At 71.7% G+C, this 23,166-nt stretch carries 16 protein-coding genes; 11 read left to right on the top strand and 5 right to left on the bottom strand.

From position 1 onward, the window contains the following. The first annotated feature begins 124 nt into the window (after positions 1-124). Together AB0D74_RS12055 and AB0D74_RS12050 are read left to right on the top strand one after the other, a co-directional pair. Complete coding sequence (locus tag AB0D74_RS12055; RefSeq protein ID WP_362583737.1) at positions 125-3,163, top strand: AAA family ATPase; 3,039 nt, start codon at positions 125-127, stop codon at positions 3,161-3,163. Positions 3,164-3,184: 21 nt separating this feature from the next. Then, complete coding sequence (locus tag AB0D74_RS12050) at positions 3,185-3,433, top strand: DUF6191 domain-containing protein (protein ID WP_362583734.1); 249 nt, start codon at positions 3,185-3,187, stop codon at positions 3,431-3,433. A 21-nt stretch (positions 3,434-3,454) separates the two neighbouring features. On the opposite strand, the gene AB0D74_RS12045 is transcribed toward AB0D74_RS12050, so the two are convergent. Together AB0D74_RS12045 and AB0D74_RS12040 are read right to left on the bottom strand one after the other, a co-directional pair. Further along, entirely contained in the window at positions 3,455-4,609 is a 1,155-nt protein-coding gene (locus AB0D74_RS12045) for a PQQ-dependent sugar dehydrogenase (protein WP_362584229.1), read from the bottom strand. Between the two features lie 233 nt (positions 4,610-4,842). Further along, positions 4,843-5,844, bottom strand: coding sequence for an aldo/keto reductase (locus AB0D74_RS12040; RefSeq protein ID WP_362583731.1), 1,002 nt, complete (start codon positions 5,842-5,844; stop codon positions 4,843-4,845). A 74-nt stretch (positions 5,845-5,918) separates the two neighbouring features. On the opposite strand from AB0D74_RS12040, the gene AB0D74_RS12035 reads away from it, so the two are divergent. The 6 genes from AB0D74_RS12035 to serA all read left to right on the top strand — a co-directional run bounded on the left by AB0D74_RS12035 (position 5,919) and on the right by serA (position 15,895). Next, positions 5,919-6,869, top strand: a complete 951-nt coding sequence (locus tag AB0D74_RS12035; protein WP_362583728.1) for a 2-hydroxyacid dehydrogenase — start codon at positions 5,919-5,921, stop codon at positions 6,867-6,869. 402 nt (positions 6,870-7,271) lie between these two features. Continuing rightward, complete coding sequence (locus AB0D74_RS12030) at positions 7,272-10,274, top strand: EAL domain-containing protein (RefSeq protein WP_362583725.1); 3,003 nt, start codon at positions 7,272-7,274, stop codon at positions 10,272-10,274. A 254-nt stretch (positions 10,275-10,528) separates the two neighbouring features. Further along, the gene (locus AB0D74_RS12025; RefSeq protein WP_362583722.1) at positions 10,529-12,379 is read left to right on the top strand and encodes an acetolactate synthase large subunit; all 1,851 of its coding nucleotides are present in this window, start codon (positions 10,529-10,531) and stop codon (positions 12,377-12,379) included. 32 nt (positions 12,380-12,411) lie between these two features. Then, entirely contained in the window at positions 12,412-12,936 is a 525-nt protein-coding gene (gene ilvN, locus AB0D74_RS12020) for an acetolactate synthase small subunit (protein WP_046726929.1), read from the top strand. 141 nt (positions 12,937-13,077) lie between these two features. Then, positions 13,078-14,076: a ketol-acid reductoisomerase gene (gene ilvC, locus AB0D74_RS12015; protein WP_089098583.1), complete on the top strand. Its 999-nt coding sequence runs from the start codon at positions 13,078-13,080 to the stop codon at positions 14,074-14,076. Between the two features lie 229 nt (positions 14,077-14,305). Beyond that, positions 14,306-15,895, top strand: a complete 1,590-nt coding sequence (gene serA / locus AB0D74_RS12010; RefSeq protein WP_362583716.1) for a phosphoglycerate dehydrogenase — start codon at positions 14,306-14,308, stop codon at positions 15,893-15,895. A gap of 65 nt (positions 15,896-15,960) precedes the next feature. Here serA and AB0D74_RS12005 read toward each other — a convergent pair whose 3' ends face one another. Beyond that, complete coding sequence (locus AB0D74_RS12005) at positions 15,961-17,490, bottom strand: MFS transporter (protein WP_362583713.1); 1,530 nt, start codon at positions 17,488-17,490, stop codon at positions 15,961-15,963. 97 nt (positions 17,491-17,587) lie between these two features. Between AB0D74_RS12005 and AB0D74_RS12000 the strand changes: the two genes are divergently transcribed. Then, a complete protein-coding gene (locus tag AB0D74_RS12000; RefSeq protein WP_362583710.1) occupies positions 17,588-18,163 on the top strand; it encodes a TetR/AcrR family transcriptional regulator in 576 nt (191 codons plus the stop codon). Positions 18,164-18,188: 25 nt separating this feature from the next. Here AB0D74_RS12000 and AB0D74_RS11995 read toward each other — a convergent pair whose 3' ends face one another. Together AB0D74_RS11995 and AB0D74_RS11990 are read right to left on the bottom strand one after the other, a co-directional pair. Further along, on the bottom strand, positions 18,189-18,773 hold the full coding sequence (locus AB0D74_RS11995) for a hypothetical protein (RefSeq protein ID WP_362583707.1): 585 nt from the start codon (positions 18,771-18,773) through the stop codon (positions 18,189-18,191). Between the two features lie 133 nt (positions 18,774-18,906). Beyond that, positions 18,907-20,205 carry a helix-turn-helix domain-containing protein gene (locus tag AB0D74_RS11990; protein WP_362583704.1) on the bottom strand — a complete coding sequence of 433 codons (1,299 nt, stop codon included), beginning with the start codon at positions 20,203-20,205 and terminating at the stop codon, positions 18,907-18,909. Positions 20,206-20,346: 141 nt separating this feature from the next. On the opposite strand from AB0D74_RS11990, the gene AB0D74_RS11985 reads away from it, so the two are divergent. Continuing rightward, entirely contained in the window at positions 20,347-21,273 is a 927-nt protein-coding gene (locus tag AB0D74_RS11985; RefSeq protein WP_362583702.1) for a proline dehydrogenase family protein, read from the top strand. A gap of 250 nt (positions 21,274-21,523) precedes the next feature. Then, positions 21,524-23,155: an L-glutamate gamma-semialdehyde dehydrogenase gene (gene pruA / locus AB0D74_RS11980; RefSeq protein ID WP_362583699.1), complete on the top strand. Its 1,632-nt coding sequence runs from the start codon at positions 21,524-21,526 to the stop codon at positions 23,153-23,155. The last annotated feature ends 11 nt before the right edge of the window (positions 23,156-23,166 follow it).

Genomic DNA, 23,166 nt, shown 5'->3' with positions numbered 1-23,166 from the left:
AGCCGGTGGCCGCACGGGGGTCGGCCACCGGCTTCCCCCGTCCCCGTCCCCGTCCCCGTTCACTGGTACGACAAGCGCACCGGTGCTGTGGAAAACCGCTGCCGTGGACTCCGGGCCCCATGCGATGCTCTGGCCTGTGGAAACCAGGTCCGTGAGTCCCGTGTTCGTAGGCCGCAACGACGAGTTGGACACACTGAACGACGCGCTGGAGCGTGCCGGGGCCGCCGAGCCGCAGGCGCTGCTGCTCGGCGGCGAGGCCGGCGTCGGCAAGACCCGGCTGGTCGAGGAGTTCGCCACCGCCGCCTGCCGCAGGGGCGCGGTCGTCGCCCTGGGCGGCTGCGTGGAGATCGGCGCCGACGGCCTGCCGTTCGCCCCCTTCTCCACCGCCCTGCGCGCGCTGCGGGCCGCCCTGCCCGACGAACTGGCCGAGGCCGCCGCCGGCCAGGAGGACGAGCTGGCCCGGCTGCTGCCCGAGCTCGGCGAGGCCACCTCCGGCCGCCACGACGAACAGGGCATGGCCCGCCTCTTCGAACTCACCGCGCGCCTGCTCGAACGGGTCGCCGCCGAGCGCACGGTGGTCGTCGCCCTGGAGGACCTGCACTGGGCCGACGCCTCCACCCGCCATCTCCTCGCCTACCTGCTGCGCACCCTGCGCACCGGTCGGCTCGTCGTCCTCGCCACCTACCGCTCCGACGACATCCACCGCCGCCACCCGCTGCGCCCCCTGCTCGCCGAACTCGACCGGCTGCGCACCGTCCGCCGCCTCGAACTCGCCCGGTTCACCCGCGAGGAGGTCGGCCGCCAGATCGCCGGCATCCTCGCCGCCGAACCCGACCCCGCCCAGGTCGACGACATCTTCGAACGCTCCGACGGCAACGCCTTCTTCGTCGAGGAGCTGGCCGTGGCCGGCGCCGAGGGCTGCTGCACCGGGCTCACCGACTCCCTGCGCGACCTGCTCCTGGTCCGGGTGGAGGCGCTGCCCGAGAGCGCCCAGCGGGTCGCCCGGATCGTCGCCGAGGGCGGCTCCACCGTCGAGTACCGGCTGCTCGCCGCCGTCGCCCAGCTCGCCGAGGACGACCTCATCGAGGCGCTGCGGGCCGCCGTCGGCGCCAACCTCCTCACCGCCACCCCCGCCGGCGACGGCTACCGCTTCCGGCACTCCCTGGTCCGCGAGGCCGTCGCCGACGACCTGCTGCCCGGCGAACGCTCCCGGCTCAACCGCCGCTACGCCGAGGCACTGGAGGCCGATCCCCAGCTGGTGCCGGCCGACGCGCGCGTGACCCGCCTGGCCAGCTACTGGTACCAGGCCCACGACCCGGCCAAGGCCCTGCCCGCCGCCCTCGACGCCTCCGTCGTGGCCCGCCGCCGGCACGCCTACAGCGAGCAACTGCGGCTCCTGGAGCGGGCGATGGAGCTGTGGGACACCGCCCCCGAGGAGGTCCGCGCGGCCCTGCGCCCCGTCGACTACACCGACGTCTACCCTCCCTGCGGCTGCGATCCCGCCACCACTCCGCTGCGCTACCTCGACCTGATGGCGGAGGCGGCCGTCGCGGGCCGTTTCTGCGGGGAGCGCGAACGCGCCCTGAAGATCACCAAGAAGGCGCTGCGGATCCTCCAGGACGAGCACGACCCGCAGCGCGCCGCCTGGTTCTGGGTGCAGCGCTCCCGGCTGGTCCAGGGCCTGGCCCGCGGCGACGGCTGGCAGGAGCTCGGCACCGCCCAGGACCTGGTGCGTGGCCTCCCGCCGTCCGAGGTGCACGCCGACGTGCTGGCCAACGCCGCCGCCTGGTCCATGCTGCACGAGCCGGGCCCCGAGGCCTTCGCCGCCGCCGAACGGGCCGTGGAGTACGCGCGGATGGTGGGCGCCCGGGAGATCGAACTCAACGCGCGCGTCACCCTGGGCACCCTCATGGTCGACGCGGGCGACGTCGAGGACGGCCTCGCGGAGCTGGAGCGGGTCAAGGACGCGGCCCTCCAGGAGGGCGTCGCCCATGTCGCGGGCCGCGCCTACACGAACCTCCCCTCCGAGCTGGAGTCGGTGGGCCGCTCCCGCGAGGCCGTGCCGGTCCAGCGCGAGGGCATCGCCTTCGCCCGCAGATACGGCCTGCTGGACTCCGAGGCATGGGTCTGGGGCAACCTCTCCGAGTCGCTGTACGCGCTCGGCCAGTGGGACGAGGCCGCCGAAGCAGCCGCCGGCGCCCTCGGCTCCGCGGCCAGCGCCAAGCCCCGGGGCGCCGGCGCCCTGCAACTCGCCCATATCGCCCTCGCCCGGGGGGACACGGCCGAAGCCGCCCGCCGGCTGGCCGTCGCGCGCGCCCACTACGGCACCCACGACCCGATGCCCCAGGCCCAGCTGCCGGTCGCCCGGATCGCGATCGGCGTCGCCGCCGAGGAGGGCAGGATCCTCGACGCCCGCGCCGAACTGGACCGCGCCCTGGCGGCCGGCTTCCCGCCCGGCACCCACCGCTACGGCTGGCCCCTGCTGCTGGCCGCCGCGACCGCCGAGGCCGACGCCCGCGCCGTGCCCGCGGCGGCCGAGGGCCGTGCCGAGGCGCTCGACCGGCTCGCCGAGGCCGCCCGCAAGCTCACCACCGGCGCGCCCCTGTGGCAGGCGTACGAGCGCTGGACCCGCGCCGAGCTGCACCGCGCCCGGGGTACCGGCACCGCCACCGTCTGGTCGGACGTGGTCACCGGCTTCGAGCGCCTGGACCGCCCCTACGACCTCGCCCGGGTCCGCCGCCGCCTCGCCCAGGCCCTGCTCGAAGAGGCCACCGGCGACGACGAACGCGACCGCGCGACGGAACTGCTCCGGCTGGCCGGGGCCGTCGCCGACCACCTCGGCGCCCGCCCGCTCGCCGAGGCCGTCGCCCTCCTCGCCCAGCGCGCCCGCCTCACCCTCACCACCCGAGCCGCCGCCCGCCGGACCCTCGACCCCGCCGAGCGCCTCGGCCTCACCAGCCGGGAGCGCGACGTCCTGCGCCTGGTCGCGGCCGGCCGTACCAACCGCCAGATAGCCGAGGAGCTCTTCATCTCCCCGAAGACCGCGAGCGTCCACGTCTCGAACATTCTGGGCAAGCTGGGCGTTGCAGGAAGGGGCGAGGCGGCGGCGGTGGCACACAGACTGGGGATGTTCCCCGCCGAGGCCCTCGACCCGACCAGGTAGGGGACCGGCAGAGGAGGCACCGTGTTCAACATGTTCGAGGAGCTGTTCGCACCCGGCCGCAAACACACCCACGAGGAGCAGAAGCGGCTGGAGCTCACCCGCGAGGACGTGGGGGACACGGATCCCGGGCGCGGGCCGATAGACCTCGCGTCCGGCAAGGTCGTCATACGGCTTCCGCAGGAGGAGCCCGCGACGGACACCGGCTCCGACTCCGAGGCGGACCCCGACGCGGACTCCGGGGACGGCGGGGCGGGAGACGGCGGGGCGTGAGCGGTACCGCCCCGGCCCCGCCTACTTCACCGTCAGCTCCAGGATCCGGTCGTCGCCCGTCTTCGGCTTGCCCCGGCCGTCGGTGTTGCTGGTCACCAGCCACACCTTGTCGCCGCCGGCCGCCACGACCGTGCGCAGGCGGCCGTACTCGCCGGTGAGGAAGGCCTGCGGAGCCGCGGCGGCGGTCGTGCCGTCCAGCGGGATGCGCCACAGCCGTTGGCCCTTCAGCCCCGCCATCCAGATGACGCCGCCGACGTAGGCGATGCCGCTCGGGGACGCGTCGTCGGTGTGCCACTGCGCGATCGGGTTGACGTACTTCGGGTCGGACGACTTCCCCTCCGCGTCCGGCCAGCCGTAGTCGCCGCCGGGCTTGATCGCGTTCAGCTCGTCCCAGGTGTCCTGCCCGAACTCCGAGGCGAACAGCCGCTGCTTGTCGTCCCAGGCGAGGCCCTGCACGTTGCGGTGGCCGTAGGTGTAGACGGGGGAGTCCGGGAACGGGTTGCCGGGGGCCGGGTCGCCCTCCGGCGTCAGCCGCAGGATCTTGCCGCCGAGCGACTTCCTGTCCTGCGCGAGCCCCCGCTGCCCGCTCTCCCCGGTCCCCGCGTAGAGCATGCCGTCCGGGCCGAAGGCGATCCGCCCGCCGTTGTGGATGAACCCCTTGGGGATCCCCTTGAAGATCGTGTCGGGAGCGCCCAGCTGCTCCTTGGCCGGCTTGCTCTCGTCCCAGAGCATGCGGACGATCCGGTTGTCGGAGGCCGACGTGAAGTACGCGTAGATCATGTGGTCCGAGGCGAAGTCGGGGGAGAGCGCGATCCCCAGCAGACCCCCCTCACCGGCCGCGGACACCCCGGAGACGACCCCCAGTTCCGTGATCTTCCCGGTCTTCTCGTCGACCTTGCTGATCGTCCCGTCGTCCCGGTCGGACACCAGCAGCCCTGCCCCGTCCGGCAGCGCCGCCAGCCCCCACGGCGACTTCAGCCCCTCGGCGACCGTACGCACCACCGTGACCGACCCCTTGGCGGGCGCGGCCGAGTCCGATGCCCCGGCGGACGCGGAGGCCGCCCCGGAACCACTCGCCGACGACCCCCCGGCCCAGGACGGCGTGGGCAGATCCCCGCCCCCGGAGGAACACCCCGCCACCAGCAGGAGCCCAGCCGCAGCCAACAGGGCGACCACACCTCGACGTCGCACGATCCCGATCCCTTCGAACAGCCCCCGACACCCCCGCCCGACGGTAGTACAACGCGCCCCGCCAGGGGCGGCGCCCCGTAAGGGGCGTGAGGCTGCCGGGCGGATCATGATGCCAACGCCGGCTGACAGCGCCCCGCAAGGGGCGCGGGGAACTGCGCGACCAGCCCCCACGGCGCCGCACCGAACCACCGGCAGAACCCGGCGCTTTCTCAAACCGTTCAGTCCCAAGAGCCCTGCGCAGCAGGCAACCCACCCAGCTCCGCCAGATCCTCCACCGACAGCCGGACCTCCGCGGAACCCGCGTTCTCGGCCACCCACCGCCCCCGCTTGGCCCCCGGCACCGGCACCACATGCGCCCCCTGCGCCAGCACCCACGCCAGCGCCACCTGAGCCGCGGTGACACCACCGCCCCCCTGCCGGCCCGCAACCCTCCGCAGTCCCGCCACGATCGGCTGGTTCGCCGCCATCATCTCCGCCGTGAAGCGAGGATGCCGCGCCCGCAGGTCGTCGGGTTCGAACCCCTCACCCGGCGTGAGCGTCCCGCTCAGGAAGCCGTTGCCGAGCGGCATCGCCGCGAGGAACCCCACCCCCCGCGCCGCACACCACGGCAGCAGCGACTCCAGCGCCTCCGGCGACCACACCGACAGTTCCGCCTCCACCGCGCTCACCGGAAACACCTGCTGCACCCGCTGAAGCTGCCGCAGGGTCGCGTCATGCAGCCGCGCGCCGGACCTGCGCCCCCCGCGCGCCCCCACGGCGCACAACCCCAGCGCCCGCACCTTCCCCGCCTGCACCAGTTCCGCCATCGCGCCCCAGGTCTCCTCGACGGGAACCTCGGGATCGGCGCGGTGCAGCTGGTAGAGGTCTATGACGTCGGTCTGCAGCCGGCGCAGCGACGCGTCACACGCCCGTTTCACATAGCCGGGGCGGCCGTTCGCCACGATGTGCTGGTCGCCCACCAGCAGCCCCACCTTCGTCGACACGAAGGCCTCCGCCCGCCGCTCCCTGAGCACCCGCCCCAGCAGCAGCTCGTTGGTGAACGGGCCGTACATGTCGGCGGTGTCAAGCAGCGTCACGCCCAGGTCCAGCGCCCGGTGCACCGCTCTCGACGACTCGTCACCCCGCTGCCGCGACCCGCTGTACGCCCAGCTCATCGGCATGCACCCGAGTCCGACGGCCCCCACCGCGAGCGCCCCCGCGCCGATCGTCCTGCGCTCCACCAGCCCGTGAACCTCCTTCTTGGGTCCCCAACCTAACCCGGTCGCCCGAACACCTCTGACATAGCCTCCTGCCCATGACCTCCGACGTGTGGCTCCCCATCCCCCCGGCCGAGATCCAGGGGCTCCCGGAAGGCCCCAACTACCTCTTCTGGGACGGCGACCAGGACTTTCCCGCCGACCCCGCCGACTGCGCCGTCTACGTCGTCCCCTACATGAAGCGGCAGCCCGTCAAGGTGCGCCCGCTGCGGGGGATGCGCAACGTCCGCCTCATCCAGACCCTCACCGCCGGTGTCGACGACATGACCGCGGCCCTCGACCTGATCGCCCCCGGCGTGCAGCTCTGCAACGCGCGCGGGGTGCACGAGGCGAGCACCGCCGAACTCGCGCTCACCCTCACCCTGGCGTCCCTGCGCGGCATCCCGGGGTTCGTCCGGGCCCAGCGGCAGGAGCACTGGCAGAGCGGCTTCCACCAGGCCCTCGCCGACAAGTCCGTCCTCATCGTCGGCTACGGTGCCATCGGTTCGGCCATCGAGGACCGGCTCGTGCCCTTCGAGGTTGCGCGGGTGGCGCGCGTCGCGCGCTCCGGGCGCGCCTCGGCGCGCGGTCCCGTGCATCCGCTCACCGAACTGCCGCATCTGCTTCCGGAAGCCGATGTCGTCATCCTCGCCACGCCCCTCACGGACACCACGCGTGGCCTGGTCGACGCGGAGTTCCTCGCGCGGATGAGGGACGGCGCCCTGCTCGTGAACATCGCACGCGGGCCCGTGGTGGACACCAAGGCCCTCCTCGCCGAACTGGAGAGCGGTCGCCTCACCGCCGCCCTGGACGTCACCGACCCCGAGCCGCTGCCGGCCGGACACCCCTTGTGGCAGGCGCCCGGAGTCCTGATCAGCCCTCATGTCGGCGGCCCCACCTCGGCCTTCCTGCCGCGCGCCAAGCGCCTCGTCACCGATCAGTTGAACCGTTACGTGAACCGGGAGCCGTTGCGGAACGTGATTTTGACGACGGGATCCACCGACAACTGACCATCACGGCAATACGCGTGTAATCCGCTTCCGGTACGGTCCGCAACCTTCCGGGCGCGGTGTGTGCCGGCATAGCCGCTGGTCGTCACGGAGCGTAGAGAAGCTATGTCCCTGAGTGACGAGACTGGTGTATCGTCCGGGAAGGGGCTGCGCCGCGCACCGTACGGCGCCGGGGATGGACATTTCAGATTTGTGAGGGGGGCGACGGGCGATGCACGGCCTATGGACGAACGATCCGACGCGGCGGAGCCGCCGGCGGCGACCCTGGCGCACGGCTGCGCGCAGGCGCGGCCATCACACCAGCCATCACCACCACCGCAGGCACAGCGGACGCAGGAGGCACGCTCACCCAGCGCACCGGGGCCCACGGGACCCGGGAGCGGCGCAGACCGGGAGCATCCGGTGACAGCGCCGACGCCCGTGACGACCACCCTCCCCGGAGCGCTGCGGGCGCAGTCTCCGGCGGGGATGCCGCACCCCCGGCCGCCGGCCACCGGCGGCGGGACCGGTATGGTCCGCCAACTCGTCCTGGCCCTGATCTGTGCGGGATACGCCGTCGGTTCCGCGCTCGACTGGGGCTCGAACCAGATCGCCCTGTTCATGGGCGACTTCGGTCTGACCGCAGCCGCCGGCACCGCCGCCGTGTCGTGCTTCTTCTACGCCCGCTCCCCGCGGGTCCGCTTTCGACCCGCCTGGCTGCTGTTCGCCCTCTCCTCGGCGATGGCGGCCCTGGGCAACGCGGTCTGGGGGTGGTACGAGGTCGTGCTCCAGCGGCCCGTGCCCAGCCCCAGCTACGCCGACCTGTTCTTCCTCTGCTTCGCGCCGCCCGCCATCGTCGGCCTGCTGGTGCTGGCCAAGCGGCCGGTGACCAAGGCCGGCTGGATCTGCCTGGCACTGGACGCCTGGCTGATCGGCGGCTCGCTGCTCACCCTGTCGTGGAGCCTCGCGCTCGCCCAGGCCGCCCGGTTCGACGGGCCCAGCGTCGCGCACACCGCGCTCTCGCTGGCCTACCCGCTGCTGGACATCGCCCTGGTCAGCATGGTGCTCGCCCTGCACTTCCGGCGCTCGCCCGGCAACCGCACCGCGGTGAACACCGCGATCGGCGCCCTCGCCCTGACCGTGATGTGCGACGCCCTGTTCACCTCGCCGCTGCTGCACAGCAGTTACCGCTCCGGCCAGCTGCTGGACGCGGGCTGGTTCGCCGGCTCGCTGCTGCTCGCCTACGCCCCCTGGGCCGCCCCCCGGCCGCCGGGCGCGCAGGATCCCGAGGGACACACGCGGGTGGTCCACGAGCACGTGCCCGGCGGCCGTGCCCCGGCGGCCAAGCAGCCGCCGGCGCCCGCCCCGGGCGGTGATCACAGCCGGTACCCGGCGGGCCGCCCGATCACCGGCTCCCTGGCCGCGCTCACCCCGTACCTGGCCGCCGCCGTGTGCACCCTGGGCATCCTCTACAACGTCCTCAACGGCCGCAGCCCCGACCACGTCGTCCTGATCACCGCCGGCTGCGTGGTCCTCGCGCTCGTCGTGCGCCAGGGCATCATGCTGCTCGACAACATCACCCTCACCCAGGAACTGGCGCAGCAGGAGAACCACTTCCGCTCCCTGGTGCAGGGATCGAGCGACGTCATCATGATTGCCGCGCCCAGCGGCATGCTCCGCTACGTCTCCCCGGCCGCCGCCGGGGTCTACGGCCGGTCCGCCGAGGACCTGGTGGGTTCGGAACTGGCCAACCTCATCCACCCCGAGGATCTGGGCTGTGTGGTGCACGAGGTGCGCCGCTTCCTCGCCGCCAGCTCCCAGGAGGAACCCACCACCCGCATCGAGTGCCGGTTCCGCTCCGGCGAGGGCGGCTGGCTCAACGTCGAGTCCACCGTCAACCGCCACCACGGCGGCCTCATCTTCAACAGCCGGGACGTCACCGAAAGGGTGCGCCTACAGGCGCAGCTCCAGCACAACGCCGAGCACGACCCGCTCACCGACCTGCCCAACCGCGCCCTGTTCACCCGGCGCGTCCAGCAGGCCCTGTCCGGCCGCCGCTCCTCCGACCGGGGCCCCGCCCTCCGGAACACGGCGGTGCTCTTCATCGACCTGGACGGGTTCAAGGCCGTCAACGACACGATCGGGCACCAGGCCGGGGACGAACTGCTCGTCCAGGCCGCCCGCAGACTCCAGGACGCGGTCCGCCACGGCGACACCGCGTCCCGGCTGGGCGGTGACGAGTTCGCGGCGCTGATCGTCGGCGACGGCACCCGTGACCGCAGTGCCCGGGAGCGGCACATCCTGGAGCTCGCCGACCGCCTCAGGGTGACCCTCTCCCAGCCGTACGCCATTGACGGCAACGATGTCCGTGTCAACGCGTCCATCGGCGTCGCCTTCGCCGAACCGGGCCTCGGCGCGGGCGAGTTGCTGCGCAACGCCGACCTGGCGATGTACCGTGCCAAGTCGGCCGGGAAAGGCCGCGTCAAGCTGTACAAGCCGCAGATGCAGCAGGACGTCGTACGCAAGGCGGAACTGGCCACCCGGTTGCGGGCCGCCCTGCACGACGGCGAGTTCGCGCTGCTCCACCAGCCGGTGGTGAGCCTGGACAGCGGCCGGATCGAATCGGTCTCCGCGCAGGCCCGCTGGCGCTCCTCGCAGGGCGTGCTGTTCACCCCGGCCGAGTTCCTGCGGGTCGCCGAGGACAGCGACAAGACGGCCGAGCTGGACCGCTGGATCCTCCAGGAGGCGGTCGAGCAGGCCGCCGAACGGGCCGCGAGCGGGCTCGTGGTACCGGTCGCCGTCCGGACGTCCGCCCGGCGGCTGCTCGACCGGTCCTCGCCGCTCGGCTCCGTGGAGGCCCTGCTCACCCGGCACGGGCTGCCCTCGGGGGCGCTGCTCCTGGAGCTGTCCGACACCGACCCGAGGGTCCCGCTGGACGAGCTGGAGCGGCGGCTGACGGCGCTCAGCCGGCACGGTGTCCGGATCGCCCTTGACGGCTTCGGCAGCGGCTACGCGGCGATCACGGCCCTCCGCAAGCTCCCCGTCGACGTGCTCAAGCTCGACCGCAGCCTGGTCGAGGGGGTGGTCGAGTCGGCCCGGCTGCACAAGATCACCAGCGGGCTGCTGCGGATCGCCTCCGACCTCGGCCTGGAGTCCGTGGCCGAGGGCGTGGACCTGCCCGAGCAGGTCACGGCGCTCCGCGCGATGGGGTGCACGCACGGGATGGGCATGGCCTTCTCCGGGCCGGTCGACGAGTACCGGTTGCGCCGGGCGCTCGGTTCCGGCCACTATCCGGTTCCGCACGCCCCGGCCGAGCCCGCCTTCGCGGGCGGCGGCGCGGGGGTGTACACCGGTGGTGTACCGGCCGTGCTCGGAGGCGGAAGTGGCCTACGCTCACATAATGAGACTCCCGTCCCACCCACTTGACACGTGGTGCGCGTCGGAGGGAGGGTCAGTTCCATGCGCACCCGAATTCTCGTACTTGGACAGCGCGTCGGCTGAGCTGGGACCCACCGGAGGACGATCCGGAATCCCCAGCGACCTCACCGGCGCGCTCCCCTCGCTTGCCTTTTGGCACGAGGGGTTTTTTGTTGCACCAGCACCACCCGTACAGCATGCGTACGGCAGCAGAAAACCGTACGAACCTCGCAAAAACCCTCAGCATCGAGAAGAGAATGCCGATGACCGAGCAGAGCGCCGCGGCCCACCATCCGCAGCCGCGGCCCCGTTCCGGAGGACAGCAGCCCGCCCCCGTCGAGCACGTCACGGGTGCGAAGTCCCTCATCCGCTCGCTTGAGGAGGTCGGCGCTGACACGGTATTCGGCATCCCCGGCGGCACGATCCTGCCCGCCTACGACCCGCTGATGGACTCCACCCGGGTGCGCCACGTCCTGTGCCGGCACGAGCAGGGCGCCGGACACGCGGCCACCGGCTACGCGCAGGCCACCGGCAAGGTCGGCGTCTGCATGGCGACCTCGGGACCCGGTGCCACCAACCTGGTGACGCCGATCGCGGACGCGAACATGGACTCGGTGCCGCTCGTGGCGATCACCGGCCAGGTGGTCTCCGCGGCGATCGGCACGGACGCCTTCCAGGAGGCGGACATCGTCGGCATCACCATGCCGATCACCAAGCACAGCTTCCTGGTCACCAAGGCCGAGGACATCCCGCGGATCATCGCGCAGGCGTTCCACATCGCCTCCACCGGCCGTCCGGGCCCGGTGCTCGTGGACATTCCCAAGGACATCCTCCAGGCGAAGACCACCTTCTCCTGGCCGCCGGTCATGGACCTGCCCGGCTACCGCCCGGTGACCAAGCCGCACGCCAAGCAGATCCGCGAGGCCGCCAAGCTGATCACCGCCGCGAAGCGGCCCGTCCTCTACGTCGGCGGCGGTGTCATCAAGGCCGGCGCCACCGCCGAGCTGAAGGTCCTCGCCGAACTCACCGGAGCGCCCGTCACCACCACCCTGATGGCGCTCGGCGCGTTCCCCGACAGCCACCCGCTGCACGTGGGAATGCCGGGCATGCACGGTGCGGTCACCGCCGTCACCGCGCTGCAGAAGGCCGACCTGATCGTCGCCCTCGGAGCCCGCTTCGACGACCGCGTCACCGGCAAGCTGGACAGCTTCGCCCCGCACGCCAAGATCGTCCACGCCGACATCGACCCCGCGGAGATCGGCAAGAACCGCGTCGCCGACGTGCCGATCGTCGGTGACGCCCGCGAGGTCATCGCCGACCTGATCCAGGCGGTGCAGAAGGAGCACAGCGAGGGCCAGAAGGGCGACTACACCGCCTGGTGGAAGGACCTGAGCCGCTGGCGCGAGACCTACCCGCTCGGCTACGACCTGCCGGAGAACGGCTCGCTCTCCCCGCAGCAGGTCATCGAGCGCATCGGACAGCTCGCCCCGGAGGGCACCGTCTTCACGGCGGGCGTCGGCCAGCACCAGATGTGGGCCGCGCACTACGTCCAGTACGAGAAGCCCGCCACCTGGCTGAACTCCGGCGGCGCCGGAACCATGGGCTACGCGGTCCCGGCCGCCATGGGCGCCAAGGCCGGCCAGCCGGGCAGGACCGTCTGGGCGATCGACGGCGACGGCTGCTTCCAGATGACCAACCAGGAACTCACCACCTGCGCCCTGAACAACATCCCGATCAAGGTCGCCATCATCAACAACGGCGCCCTCGGGATGGTCCGCCAGTGGCAGACCCTCTTCTACAACCAGCGGTACTCCAACACGGTGCTGCACTCCGGGCCCGACGACGTCAACCCGGACGCCCGCGGCACCCGGGTCCCCGACTTCGTCAAGCTGTCGGAGGCCATGGGCTGCCACGCGATCCGCTGCGAGTCCCCGGACGACCTCGACAAGGCCATCGAAGAGGCGAACTCCATCAACGACCGCCCCGTCGTCGTCGACTTCATCGTCCACGAGGACGCCATGGTGTGGCCGATGGTCGCCGCCGGCACCTCCAACGACGAGATCATGGCCGCCCGGGACGTCCGCCCCGACTTCGGCGACAACGAAGACGACTGAGCGAGAGACGTAAGAGAGAGACGCAGAAGAATATGTCCAAGCACACGCTCTCCGTCCTGGTGGAGAACAAGCCGGGCATCCTCGCCCGGATCGCCGCCCTGTTCTCCCGCCGCGGCTTCAACATCGACTCGCTCGCCGTCGGGGTCACCGAGCACGCCGACATCTCCCGCATCACGATCGTGGTGAGCGTCGAGGCGCTGCCCCTGGAGCAGGTCACCAAGCAGCTCAACAAGCTCGTCGAGGTGCTCAAGATCGTCGAACTGGAGCCGGGTTCGGCCGTTCAGCGGGAACTCGTTCTGGTGAAGGTGCGCGCCGACAACGAGACGCGCTCCCAGATCGTCGAGATCGTCCAGCTGTTCCGGGCCAAGACCGTCGACGTCTCCCCGGAGGCCGTCACCATCGAGGCCACCGGCAGCAGCGAGAAGCTGACCGCCATGCTCAAGATGCTGGAGCCGTTCGGCATCAAGGAACTGGTCCAGTCCGGCACCATCGCGATCGGGCGCGGGGCCCGTTCGATCACCGACCGGTCGCTGCGCGCCCTGGACCGATCTGCGTAAGGCTTGAGCAAGGCCTGACACGGGTGGCCGGCGATCCGTCCACGGCCCACCGGCCGCCCGTATACCGAGACCCCGAAACTTCCCCTCCCTCCACCGGCATACGGTGGGACGCAACACCTGCACACAAGGAGAGAACCCAAAGTGGCCGAGCTGTTCTACGACGCCGACGCCGACCTGTCCATCATCCAGGGCCGCAAGGTCGCGGTCATCGGCTACGGCAGCCAGGGTCACGCCCACGCGCTGTCGCTGCGCGACTCGGGTGTCGACGTGCGTGTCGGTCTGCACGAGGGCTCCAAGTCCAAGGCGAAGGCCGAGGAGCAGGGCCTGCGCGTGGTGACCCCGGCCGAGGCCGCCGCCGAGGCCGACGTCATCATGATCCTCGTCCCGGACCCGATCCAGGCCCAGGTCTACGAGGAGTCCATCGCCCCGAACCTGAACGACGGCGACGCCCTGTTCTTCGGCCACGGCCTGAACATCCGCTTCGGCTTCATCAAGCCCCCGGCCGGCGTCGACGTCTGCATGGTCGCCCCCAAGGGCCCGGGCCACCTGGTCCGCCGTCAGTACGAGGAGGGCCGCGGCGTGCCCTGCATCGTGGCCGTCGAGCAGGACGCCACGGGCAACGGCTTCGCGCTGGCCCTGTCGTACGCGAAGGGCATCGGCGGCACCCGCGCCGGCGTCATCAAGACGACCTTCACCGAGGAGACCGAGACCGACCTGTTCGGTGAGCAGGCCGTCCTCTGCGGTGGCACCTCCGCCCTGGTCAAGGCCGGTTTCGAGACCCTGGTCGAGGCCGGCTACCAGCCGGAGATCGCCTACTTCGAGTGCCTGCACGAGCTGAAGCTCATCGTCGACCTGATGTACGAGGGCGGCCTGGAGAAGATGCGCTGGTCGGTCTCCGAGACCGCCGAGTGGGGCGACTACGTCACCGGCCCGCGGATCATCACCGACGCCACCAAGGCCGAGATGAAGCAGATCCTCGCCGAGATCCAGGACGGCACCTTCGCCAACAACTGGATGGACGAGTACCACGGCGGTCTGAAGAAGTACAACGAGTACAAGAAGCAGGACTCCGAGCACCTGCTGGAGACCACCGGCAAGCAGCTGCGCAAGCTGATGTCCTGGGTGAACGAAGACGCGTGAGCCCCAGGTGACAGGGCCGGGGCGAGCCGCCCCGGCCCTGTTGTCCGCCCCGTCGAATCTCGGACGGGTGATCCTTCCGCGGAGGCGCAGGACGACTCCTGCCACGCCACTACACTGCCGTACTACATACGCGTCAGGCCCACAGCGTCGTGCGTCTCCACGCGGTAGCCAACCTCCACCGCCTGCGGCCGTCGGGACGGCCGTCCGCATTGGACATGTGAGGACTCACGTGAGCTCGAAACCTGTCGTACTCATCGCTGAAGAGCTGTCGCCCGCCACCGTCGACGCGCTGGGCCCGGACTTCGAGATCCGGCACACCAACGGAGCAGACCGAGCCGAACTGCTCCCCGCCATCGCCGACGTGGACGCGATCCTGATCCGCTCCGCCACCAAGGTCGACGCCGAGGCCATCGCCGCGGCGAAGAAGCTGAAGGTCGTCGCACGAGCCGGCGTCGGCCTGGACAACGTCGACGTCTCCGCCGCCACCAAGGCCGGCGTGATGGTCGTCAACGCCCCGACCTCCAACATCGTGACCGCCGCCGAACTGGCCTGCGGTCTCCTCATCTCCAGCGCCCGCCACATCCCGCAGGCCAACGCCGCGCTGAAGAACGGCGAGTGGAAGCGCAGCAAGTACACGGGCGTCGAGCTCGCCGAGAAGACCCTCGGTGTCGTCGGCCTCGGCCGCATCGGCGCCCTGGTCGCGCAGCGCATGTCCGCCTTCGGCATGAAGGTCGTCGCCTACGACCCCTACATCCAGCCCGCCCGCGCCGCCCAGATGGGCGTGAAGGTGCTGTCCCTGGACGAGCTGCTCGAAGTCGCCGACTTCATCACCGTGCACCTCCCGAAGACCCCGGAGACGGTCGGTCTGATCGGCGACGAGGCGCTGCGCAAGGTCAAGCCGTCGGTGCGGATCGTCAACGCCGCGCGCGGTGGCATCGTCGACGAGGAGGCGCTGTACGCGGCGCTGAAGGAGGGCCGGGTCGCCGGCGCCGGCCTCGACGTCTACAGCAAGGAGCCGTGCACCGACTCCCCGCTGTTCGAGCTCGACCAGGTCGTCTGCACCCCGCACCTCGGCGCCTCCACCGACGAGGCCCAGGAGAAGGCGGGCATCGCCGTCGCCCGCTCCGTCCGCCTCGCCCTCGCCGGCGAGCTGGTCCCGGACGCGGTCAACGTCCAGGGCGGGGTCATCGCCGAGGACGTCAAGCCGGGCCTGCCCCTCGCCGAGCGCCTCGGCCGCATCTTCACCGCGCTCGCGGGTGAGGTCGCGGTCCGCCTCGACGTCGAGGTCTACGGCGAGATCACCCAGCACGACGTGAAGGTGCTGGAACTCTCCGCGCTCAAGGGCGTCTTCGAGGACGTCGTCGACGAGACGGTGTCGTACGTCAACGCGCCGCTGTTCGCGCAGGAGCGCGGTGTCGAGGTACGCCTCACCACCAGCTCCGAGTCGAGCGACCACCGCAACGTCGTCACCGTCCGCGGCACCCTCGGCAACGGCGAGGAGATCTCGGTCTCCGGCACGCTGTCCGGCCCGAAGAACCTCCAGAAGATCGTCGCGGTCGGCGACTACGACGTCGACCTCGCGATCGCCGACCACCTGCTGGTGCTGCGGTACGAGGACCGGCCGGGTGTCGTCGGCACCGTCGGCCGCATCCTGGGTGAGGCCGGGATCAACATCGCCGGCATGCAGGTCGCCCGTGCGGCGGTGGGCGGCGAGGCGCTGGCCGTCCTGACCGTCGACGACACGGTGGCCGCCGGCGTGCTGGCCGAGGTCGAGGCGGAGATCGGGGCCACGTCGGCTCGTTCGGTGAACCTGGTGTAACCGTCACTGCTGCGAACGGCGGGCGGGCTGACGCAGGTCAGCCCGCCCGCCGTTCGCATGTTCTGCTACTCACCGGGCTTCCGGAGCGTCATCCCCGCCCCCACCGCGGCCAGCGTCAGCAGCACCGCCCCCGCGATCGCCGCCCCCTGCATCCCGCCGGTGAACGCCTCCCGTGCGGTGCGGGTCAGGGTCTCTGCCGCGGGCCCCGGCAGCCGGCTCGCCGTGGCCAGGGCGCCGCCCAGGGTCTCGCGGGCGCCGGCCGGGGCCGTGGCCGGCATCTCGTGGCGGTAGAGCGCCGTGCCGATCGAGCCCAGCACGGCCATGCCGAGCGCACCGCCGAACTCCGAAGCCGTCTCCAGCAGCGAGGACGCCGTCCCGGCCCGTTCCACCGGCGCGGCGGTCATCGCGAGGTCGGTCAGCTGGGACATGATCGCGACCATCCCGCAGGCGAGGACGCCGGCACCGGTCAGCACCAGCCACAGCGAGTCGGTACCGACCAGGGCGAGCAGCACGAACCCGGCCGCCATGGCCGCGAAGCCGCCGGCGACGACGTACCCGCGGTCGGCACCCCGCTGCACCAGCTGCGCGGTGAGCGGCCCCGCGGCCCCGATGAACACCGAGGGCAGCAGACTCCACAGCGCCGCCGAAAGCGGGCTCATCCCGAGGACCGACTGGAGGTACTGGGTGGTGAAGATCGCCGAGCCCATCATCGCGAGCGAGGCGACCAGGTTCAGGACCAGCGCCGGGGCGAAGCCGCCGCCCTTCAGCAGGGCCGGCGGGACCAGCGGGGAGCCGGTGGTGCGCTGGCGGTGGACGAAGAGGGCGGCGAAGAGCAGGCCGACGGCGACCGAGACGACGTACAGCGGGTGCCAGCCCTCGGAGGGGATCTCCTTGACGCCGTAGATCACGGGGAGCACGGCGGCCATCGAGAGCGGGACGCTCAGCCAGTCGAAGCGGCCGGGGGAGGGGTTCCGGGACTCCGGGAGCAGGAACGGGCCGACGAGCAGGAGCAGGGCCATCGCCGGGAGGTTGACCAGGAAGACCGAGCCCCACCAGAAGTGCTCGACGAGGATCCCGCTCATCACCGAGCCGAGCGCGATCCCGCCCGTCATCACGCCTGACCACAGGCCGATCGCCTTCGCGCGCTGGCCCGGGTCGGTGAACATCGTGCGCAGCAGCGCCATCGTCGACGGCATCAGGGTCGCGCCGCCGATGCCGAGGACCGCGCGGGCGGCGATCAGGGTTCCGGCGCTGTCCGCGTAGGCGGCGAGCAGCGAGGCGCCGCCGAAGGCCGCGGCGCCGAACAGCAGCAGGCGGCGGCGGCCGATGCGGTCGCCCAGCGCGCCCATCGTCATCAGCAGGCCGGCCAGGACGAAGCCGTAGATGTCGAGGATCCACAGCTGCTGGGTGCCGCTCGGCGCCAGGTCCGCGCCGATCGCCGGGAGGGCGAAGTAGAGGACGGAGACGTCCATGGAGACCAGCAGCAGCGGCAGCATCAGCACGCCGAGCGCCGTCCATTCGCGGCGCCCGGCAAGGGAGTTGGTCTCGGGTGTGCCTGTGGTCGTGCTCATGTTCGTGCTCGTCGGGTTCGTCATGCCAAGGAATGTACGGGCGTCTTAAACGGTTGTCTAGAACGATTGTATAAGTCATGCGTCTAGGACGGCTGTATGGATCCCGGGGTAGGGTGGCCGCATGGGACACCGTGAGGATCTGCTCGAAGGCGCCAAGCGCTGCCTGCTGGAGAAGGGGTTCGCGCGGACCACGGCGCGCGACATCGTCAAGGAGTCGGGGACCAACCTCGCCTCCATCGGCTACCACTACGGCTCCAAGGACGCGCTGCTCGCCCAGGCCTACATCGCGCTGGTGGAGGAGCTGTCCTTCGAGGGCGGCGACGGGGGGCTGACCGGGGCGCCCGGCTCCCTCGAACGCTTCCGAGAGGTCTGGACGAACATCGTCGGCAGCATGCGCGAGCCCGGCACGATGTGGCGGCTCAGCGTGGAGATCATGGCGATGGGCGATCAGCTGCCGGAGGTGCGCGACCAGTTGGCGCGCGCCCAGCGCGAGGGCGGCCGTGGACTGACCTCGCTGATGATGGGCGTACCGGAGGAGGAGGTCTCCGACGAGACCGCCGACACCCTCGGCCGCTTCTACATGACCCTGATGTCCGGCCTGATCTCGGCATGGACCTTCGACCCGAAGACCGCACCCGACGGCGACGCGCTCACCGAGGGGCTGCGGCAGATCGTCGAGGCCGCGAACCGGAGTTGACGCGGCGGAGCCGCCGGCGCGCGGGTCAGCCGAGCGGGTACGTCAGCACGGCGCGGGCCGGGAACCGGAGCGCGTCGTCGTACAGCGGCGACCGCTCGACGGTGACCCGGACGCCGTCGGCGGGGCGGTAGTACCAGACGGGACTCTGCAGGGCGGGTCCGCACAGGCCGTCGGGAAGCTTGTACGGCTCGCCCGCCACGCCGACGCCGCCGTGCCGCTTGTCGAACAGGTCCGCGCCCGCCGGCACGATGCCCGCGCCGCGCAGGAAGCCGGAGAGCAGGCCGCTCCGGAAGGACAGGACGGCCCTGCCGTTCCGGGTGAAGTAGTGGACGTCGGCGGCGTCGGAGGGGATCGGTGTGCCGTGGACGAGGATCCGCTCCGGCAGCCGCTGCTCGCTCCCGGCGCAGGCCCGGTCGTCGCCCAGCGGGTGCGGCAGGTCGTCCCGGAAGAGCCAGACGGCCCCGGAGGCGCACCCCGCGAGGGCGAGTGCGCCGATCCCCAGCGCGGCGGCCCGGCGCCCCGGCCGGCTCCGGCCGCGCGCCTCGGTCCCCGCCGCAGGCGACGGCTCGGCCGCCTCGCCCTGCCGTATGCCCGGACCCGAATCACCCATGTCCGCCCCCGCCGACATCCTTGATGTGAACACCTGTGCAGAACACGTACGCGGAACACGCATGCGAACACGTATACAGAACACGCGGAGCATACGCCGACCGGCATCCGCGCAGGGCACCGAAAGGCGCTCCTCAGGCGAGCCGGGCGCCCTTCAGTGCCATGTGCAGCAGCAGGCGGTCCTCGCCGTCGTCCAGGTCGAGACCCGTGAGCTGTTCGACGCGGGACAGGCGGTAGTACAGGGTCTGCCGGTGGATGCCGAGTGCGGTGGCCGTGCGGCCCGCCTGGCCGGCGTGGTCGAGGTAGACCTCCGCGGTGCGGGCCAGTTCGTGGTGGGCGGGGGTGAGCAGCGGGGCCACGGCCGGGTCCTGCGGGGCCTGCGGCGGCAGCGCGGTCAGCAGGCGGTACGGGCCGATGTCCGCCCACTGCGCGACCGGACCGAACCGCGGCTCCGCCAGTGAGGCCCGGGCCGCCGCCGACGCCTCCCGCCAGACCGCGCCCAGCTCGGCCAGCCCGGTCCTGGCCCCGCCCACCCCGGCGGCGCAGCCCTGCGCCGCCGGGACCGGTCCCGCGAGCCCCGCGGCGACGGCCGCCGCCGTCCGCGCCCCGGCGCCGCGCGCCGCCGCCGCACGGGCCTCCTCCGCATCCCTGAGCAGCCGGGCGGCGGCCGTCAGGGCGGGCGTGGCCGTGTCGGTGCTGCGCAGCCGGACCAGGACGGCGAGGCTGTGGCCGGTCGCCCCCCAGGGCAGCGCGCACAGCGCGGTGGCGTGCGGGACGGTGCGCGGGGACGGCGCGTCGTCCGGGTCGGCGGACGGCCAGGGGGCGACGCAGACCAGGGTGTGCGGGGCGTCCGCGCGGGTGCCGAGGGCCGTGCGGAGTTCGGCCACCGCCATGTCCCGCTGCCAGCCGCCCTCCGCGACCAGCACCGCCCGCAGCTCCCGGCCGAGCCCCGCCCCCGCCTGCGCCTCGTCCGCGAGCAGCGCCCCGATCCGCGCCGCCACCCCCAGGGCGGCGGCCAGCTGGGCGTCCGTCGGACCCGGATCCGAGTCGAGCAGCCACACATAGCCGAGGACGACCCCCCGATGGCGTACCGGCAGACAGATCCGCCCCCGGTACACGCCGGCTTCGGGGGTCGGCGGGATCCGGACCGGTCCGGTCGCCCGGGTGATGCCGAAGCCCTCGAACCAGGTGCGGACCGCCGCCGTCGAACGCCGGGTCAGGATCGAGCGGGTGCGGACCGGGTCGAGCGCCGACGGATCGAGGTCGCCCTCACTGTCGTACGCCCCGAAGGCGATCAGCTCGAAGTCGCGGTTCTCCAGGGTCGCCGGGACGCCGAGGAGCTCCGAGATCTCGTCGACCAGCTCCTGGTAGTCACCCTTGAATTCCGACGTCACCCGGGCATTCTCCCGCAATTCCCGAGCGTCTTCATACATCTGTCTGAGATCCGTGGCACGGATGCGTGACAGCTGTCGATGGCCCACGATCGGAGGGATCCTTAACTTTCACGGTGGTTCCCCGTGCCGTATCCAAATCGTCGGATCGCGGCTGTCTGGCATGTGTTGTGGAGGTGCCCCGTGCTGGGTCCCGTGATTCTCGCCGCGTCGCGCAGCGACCGGATGCGACGTCTGATCTCGGCGGCCCCGGTGACGAAGCAGGTCGTCGACCGCTTCATCCCCGGTGAGTCGGTCACCGACATCGTCCCGGTCATCGAGGAGCTCACCGGCCGCGGCCTGGAGCTGACGATGGACGTCGTCGGCGAGGACATCACCACCCCCGAGCAGGCCTCCGCCGCCCGGGACGCCTACCTCACGCTCGTCGGGCGGCTGAAGGACCTCGGCCTCGGCGAGCGCGTCGAGATGTCGGTCAAGCTGTCCATGTTCGGGCAGGCGCTGCCGGGCGGCCACGAGCTGGCCCTCGCCAACGTCCGCCCGGTCGTCGAGGCGGCCGCCGCGATCGGTACCACCGTCACCCTCGACGCCGAGGACCACACCACCCTCGACTCGATGTTCGCCATCCACGAGGAACTGCGGAAGGACTTCCCGCAGACCGGCTGCGTCATCCAGGCCTACCTCTTCCGCACCGAGGCCGACGCCCGCCGCCTCGCCGCGGCCGGCAGCCGCGTCCGCCTGGTCAAGGGCGCCTACAAGGAGCCCGCCGAGGTCGCCTACCAGCAGAAGCACGAGATCGACAAGGCGTACGTGCGGGTCCTGCGGACTCTGATGGAGGGCGAGGGGTACCCGATGGTCGGCTCCCACGACCCGCGCCTGATCTCCATCGCCCAGGAACTCGCCCGGCGCGCGGGCCGCAAGCCCGACGAGTACGAGTTCCAGATGCTGTACGGCATCCGGAGCGACGAGCACCTGCGGCTCGCCGCCGAGGGCCACCGGATGCGCGTCTACACCGCCTACGGCACCGACTGGTACGGCTACTTCATGCGCAGGCTCGCCGAAAAGCCCGCCAACCTGCGATTTTTCGTCCGCTCAATGATCAGCAAGGGGTGATGCGCTGGATGAGCCACGGCTGTCGGTCGCCGAGGAGTTCGGAGGCCAACAGCCGCAGCCCTGCGGCCGGCTGAGCCGGACCCAGACCCGTGGAAAGGAGTTACGGATCTCGTGACTCCGCCCCCGAAGGGGCTTCTCACGGCTCGCCACAGCGGGTCCGTGACGGTCAAGCCCTGACCGCTGCTCACCATACGCAACTGCTTCGGCCCCCTCCGGCTGAAGCCAGGGAATCACTCGGAAGAGGTAACCCATGGACGCTGTGACCCAGGTCCCCACCCCCGTCAACGAGCCGGTGCACGGCTATGCCCCCGGCTCGCCCGAGCGCACCCGCCTGGAGGCGAAGCTCAAGGAGCTCGCCGAGAACCCGATCGAGCTGTCGATGACCATCGGCGGCGAGAAGCGGCTCGGCGGCGGCGAGCCCTTCCAGGTCGTGCAGCCGCACCACCACAAGGCCGTCATCGGCACCGGCCGGCACGCCACCCAGCAGGACGCCCAGGACGCCATCGACGCGGCCCTCGCCGCCGCGCCCGCCTGGCGCGCGATGGCCTTCGACGACCGCGCCGCCATCATCCTGCGCGCCGCCGAACTGCTCGCCGGCCCCTGGCGCGAGACGATCGCCGCCTCCACCATGCTCGGTCAGTCCAAGACGGCCCAGCAGGCCGAGATCGACTCGCCCTGCGAACTGGTCGACTTCTGGCGGTTCAACGTCCACTACGCCCGCCAGATCCTGGCCGAGCAGCCCCCGGCCAACTCCCCGGGCGTCTGGAACCGGCTCGACCACCGCCCGCTGGAGGGCTTCGTCTACGCGATCACGCCGTTCAACTTCAGCGCGATCGCGGGCAACCTGCCGACCGCGCCCGCCCTGATGGGCAACGTGGTCGTGTGGAAGCCGTCCCCGACCCAGACCCACGCGGCCGTGCTGCTGATGCAGCTGCTGGAGGAGGCGGGTCTGCCCAAGGGCGTCATCAACCTCGTCACCGGCGACGGCATCGAGGTGTCCAAGGTCGCCCTTGAGCACCGGGACCTCGCCGGCATCCACTTCACCGGCTCCACCAAGACCTTCCAGTACCTGTGGAAGACGGTCGGCAACAACATCGAGAAGTACCGCTCGTACCCGCGGCTGGTCGGCGAGACCGGCGGCAAGGACTTCCTCGTCGCCCACCCGAGCGCCGACCGGGCCGTCCTCAAGACCGCCCTCACCCGGGGTGCCTTCGAGTACCAGGGCCAGAAGTGCTCGGCGACCTCCCGCGCCTACATCCCGGCGTCCATCTGGAACGACGGTTTCCGCGAGGAGTTCGCCGCCGAGGTCGACTACCTGACCATGGGTGACGTCACCGACCTGTCGAACTTCGTCGGCGCCGTGATCGACGACCGCGCGTTCGCCAAGAACAAGGCCGCGATCGACCGCGCGAAGACCGACCCGTCCTGCGAGATCGTCGCCGGCGGCTCCTACGACGACTCGGTCGGCTACTTCGTCCGCCCGACCGTCGTCGTGTGCAGCGACCCGGAGAACGAGGTCTTCCGCACCGAGTACTTCGGCCCGTTCCTCGCCGTGCACGTCTACGAGGACGACGAGTACGACGCGATGCTGACCCAGATGGAGTCGGTGTCCGACTACGCGCTGACCGGCTCGGTCGTCTCCAACGACCGCGCCGCCGCCGCGTACACGATGGAGAAGCTGCGCTACGCGGCCGGCAACTTCTACATCAACGACAAGTCGACCGGCGCCGTCGTCGGCCAGCAGCCCTTCGGCGGCGGCCGTGCCTCCGGCACCAACGACAAGGCCGGCGCCCCGCAGAACCTGCTGCGCTGGACGCTGACCCGTGCGATCAAGGAGACGCTGGTCGCGCCGACCGACTACGCGTACCCGCACATGGGCTGATCCTCAGCCCC

The organism is Streptomyces sp. NPDC048278 (assembly GCF_040652195.1).
Classification (GTDB): domain Bacteria; phylum Actinomycetota; class Actinomycetes; order Streptomycetales; family Streptomycetaceae; genus Streptomyces.
This window is presented reverse-complemented; position numbering and strand designations above follow the sequence as displayed.

Excerpts from the sequence above, each read along its gene's own strand:
- AB0D74_RS12025 (WP_362583722.1), top strand. The coding sequence starts at position 10,529 with ATGACCGAGCAGAGCGCCGCGGCCCACCATCCGCAGCCGCGGCCCCGT.
- ilvN (WP_046726929.1), top strand. The coding sequence starts at position 12,412 with ATGTCCAAGCACACGCTCTCCGTCCTGGTGGAGAACAAGCCGGGCATC.
- AB0D74_RS12005 (WP_362583713.1), bottom strand. The coding sequence starts at position 17,490 with ATGACGAACCCGACGAGCACGAACATGAGCACGACCACAGGCACACCC.
- AB0D74_RS12055 (WP_362583737.1), top strand. The coding sequence starts at position 125 with ATGCTCTGGCCTGTGGAAACCAGGTCCGTGAGTCCCGTGTTCGTAGGC.
- AB0D74_RS12000 (WP_362583710.1), top strand. The coding sequence starts at position 17,588 with ATGGGACACCGTGAGGATCTGCTCGAAGGCGCCAAGCGCTGCCTGCTG.
- AB0D74_RS11995 (WP_362583707.1), bottom strand. The coding sequence starts at position 18,773 with ATGGGTGATTCGGGTCCGGGCATACGGCAGGGCGAGGCGGCCGAGCCG.
- AB0D74_RS11990 (WP_362583704.1), bottom strand. The coding sequence starts at position 20,205 with ATGTATGAAGACGCTCGGGAATTGCGGGAGAATGCCCGGGTGACGTCG.
- pruA (WP_362583699.1), top strand. The coding sequence starts at position 21,524 with ATGGACGCTGTGACCCAGGTCCCCACCCCCGTCAACGAGCCGGTGCAC.
- AB0D74_RS12035 (WP_362583728.1), top strand. The coding sequence starts at position 5,919 with ATGACCTCCGACGTGTGGCTCCCCATCCCCCCGGCCGAGATCCAGGGG.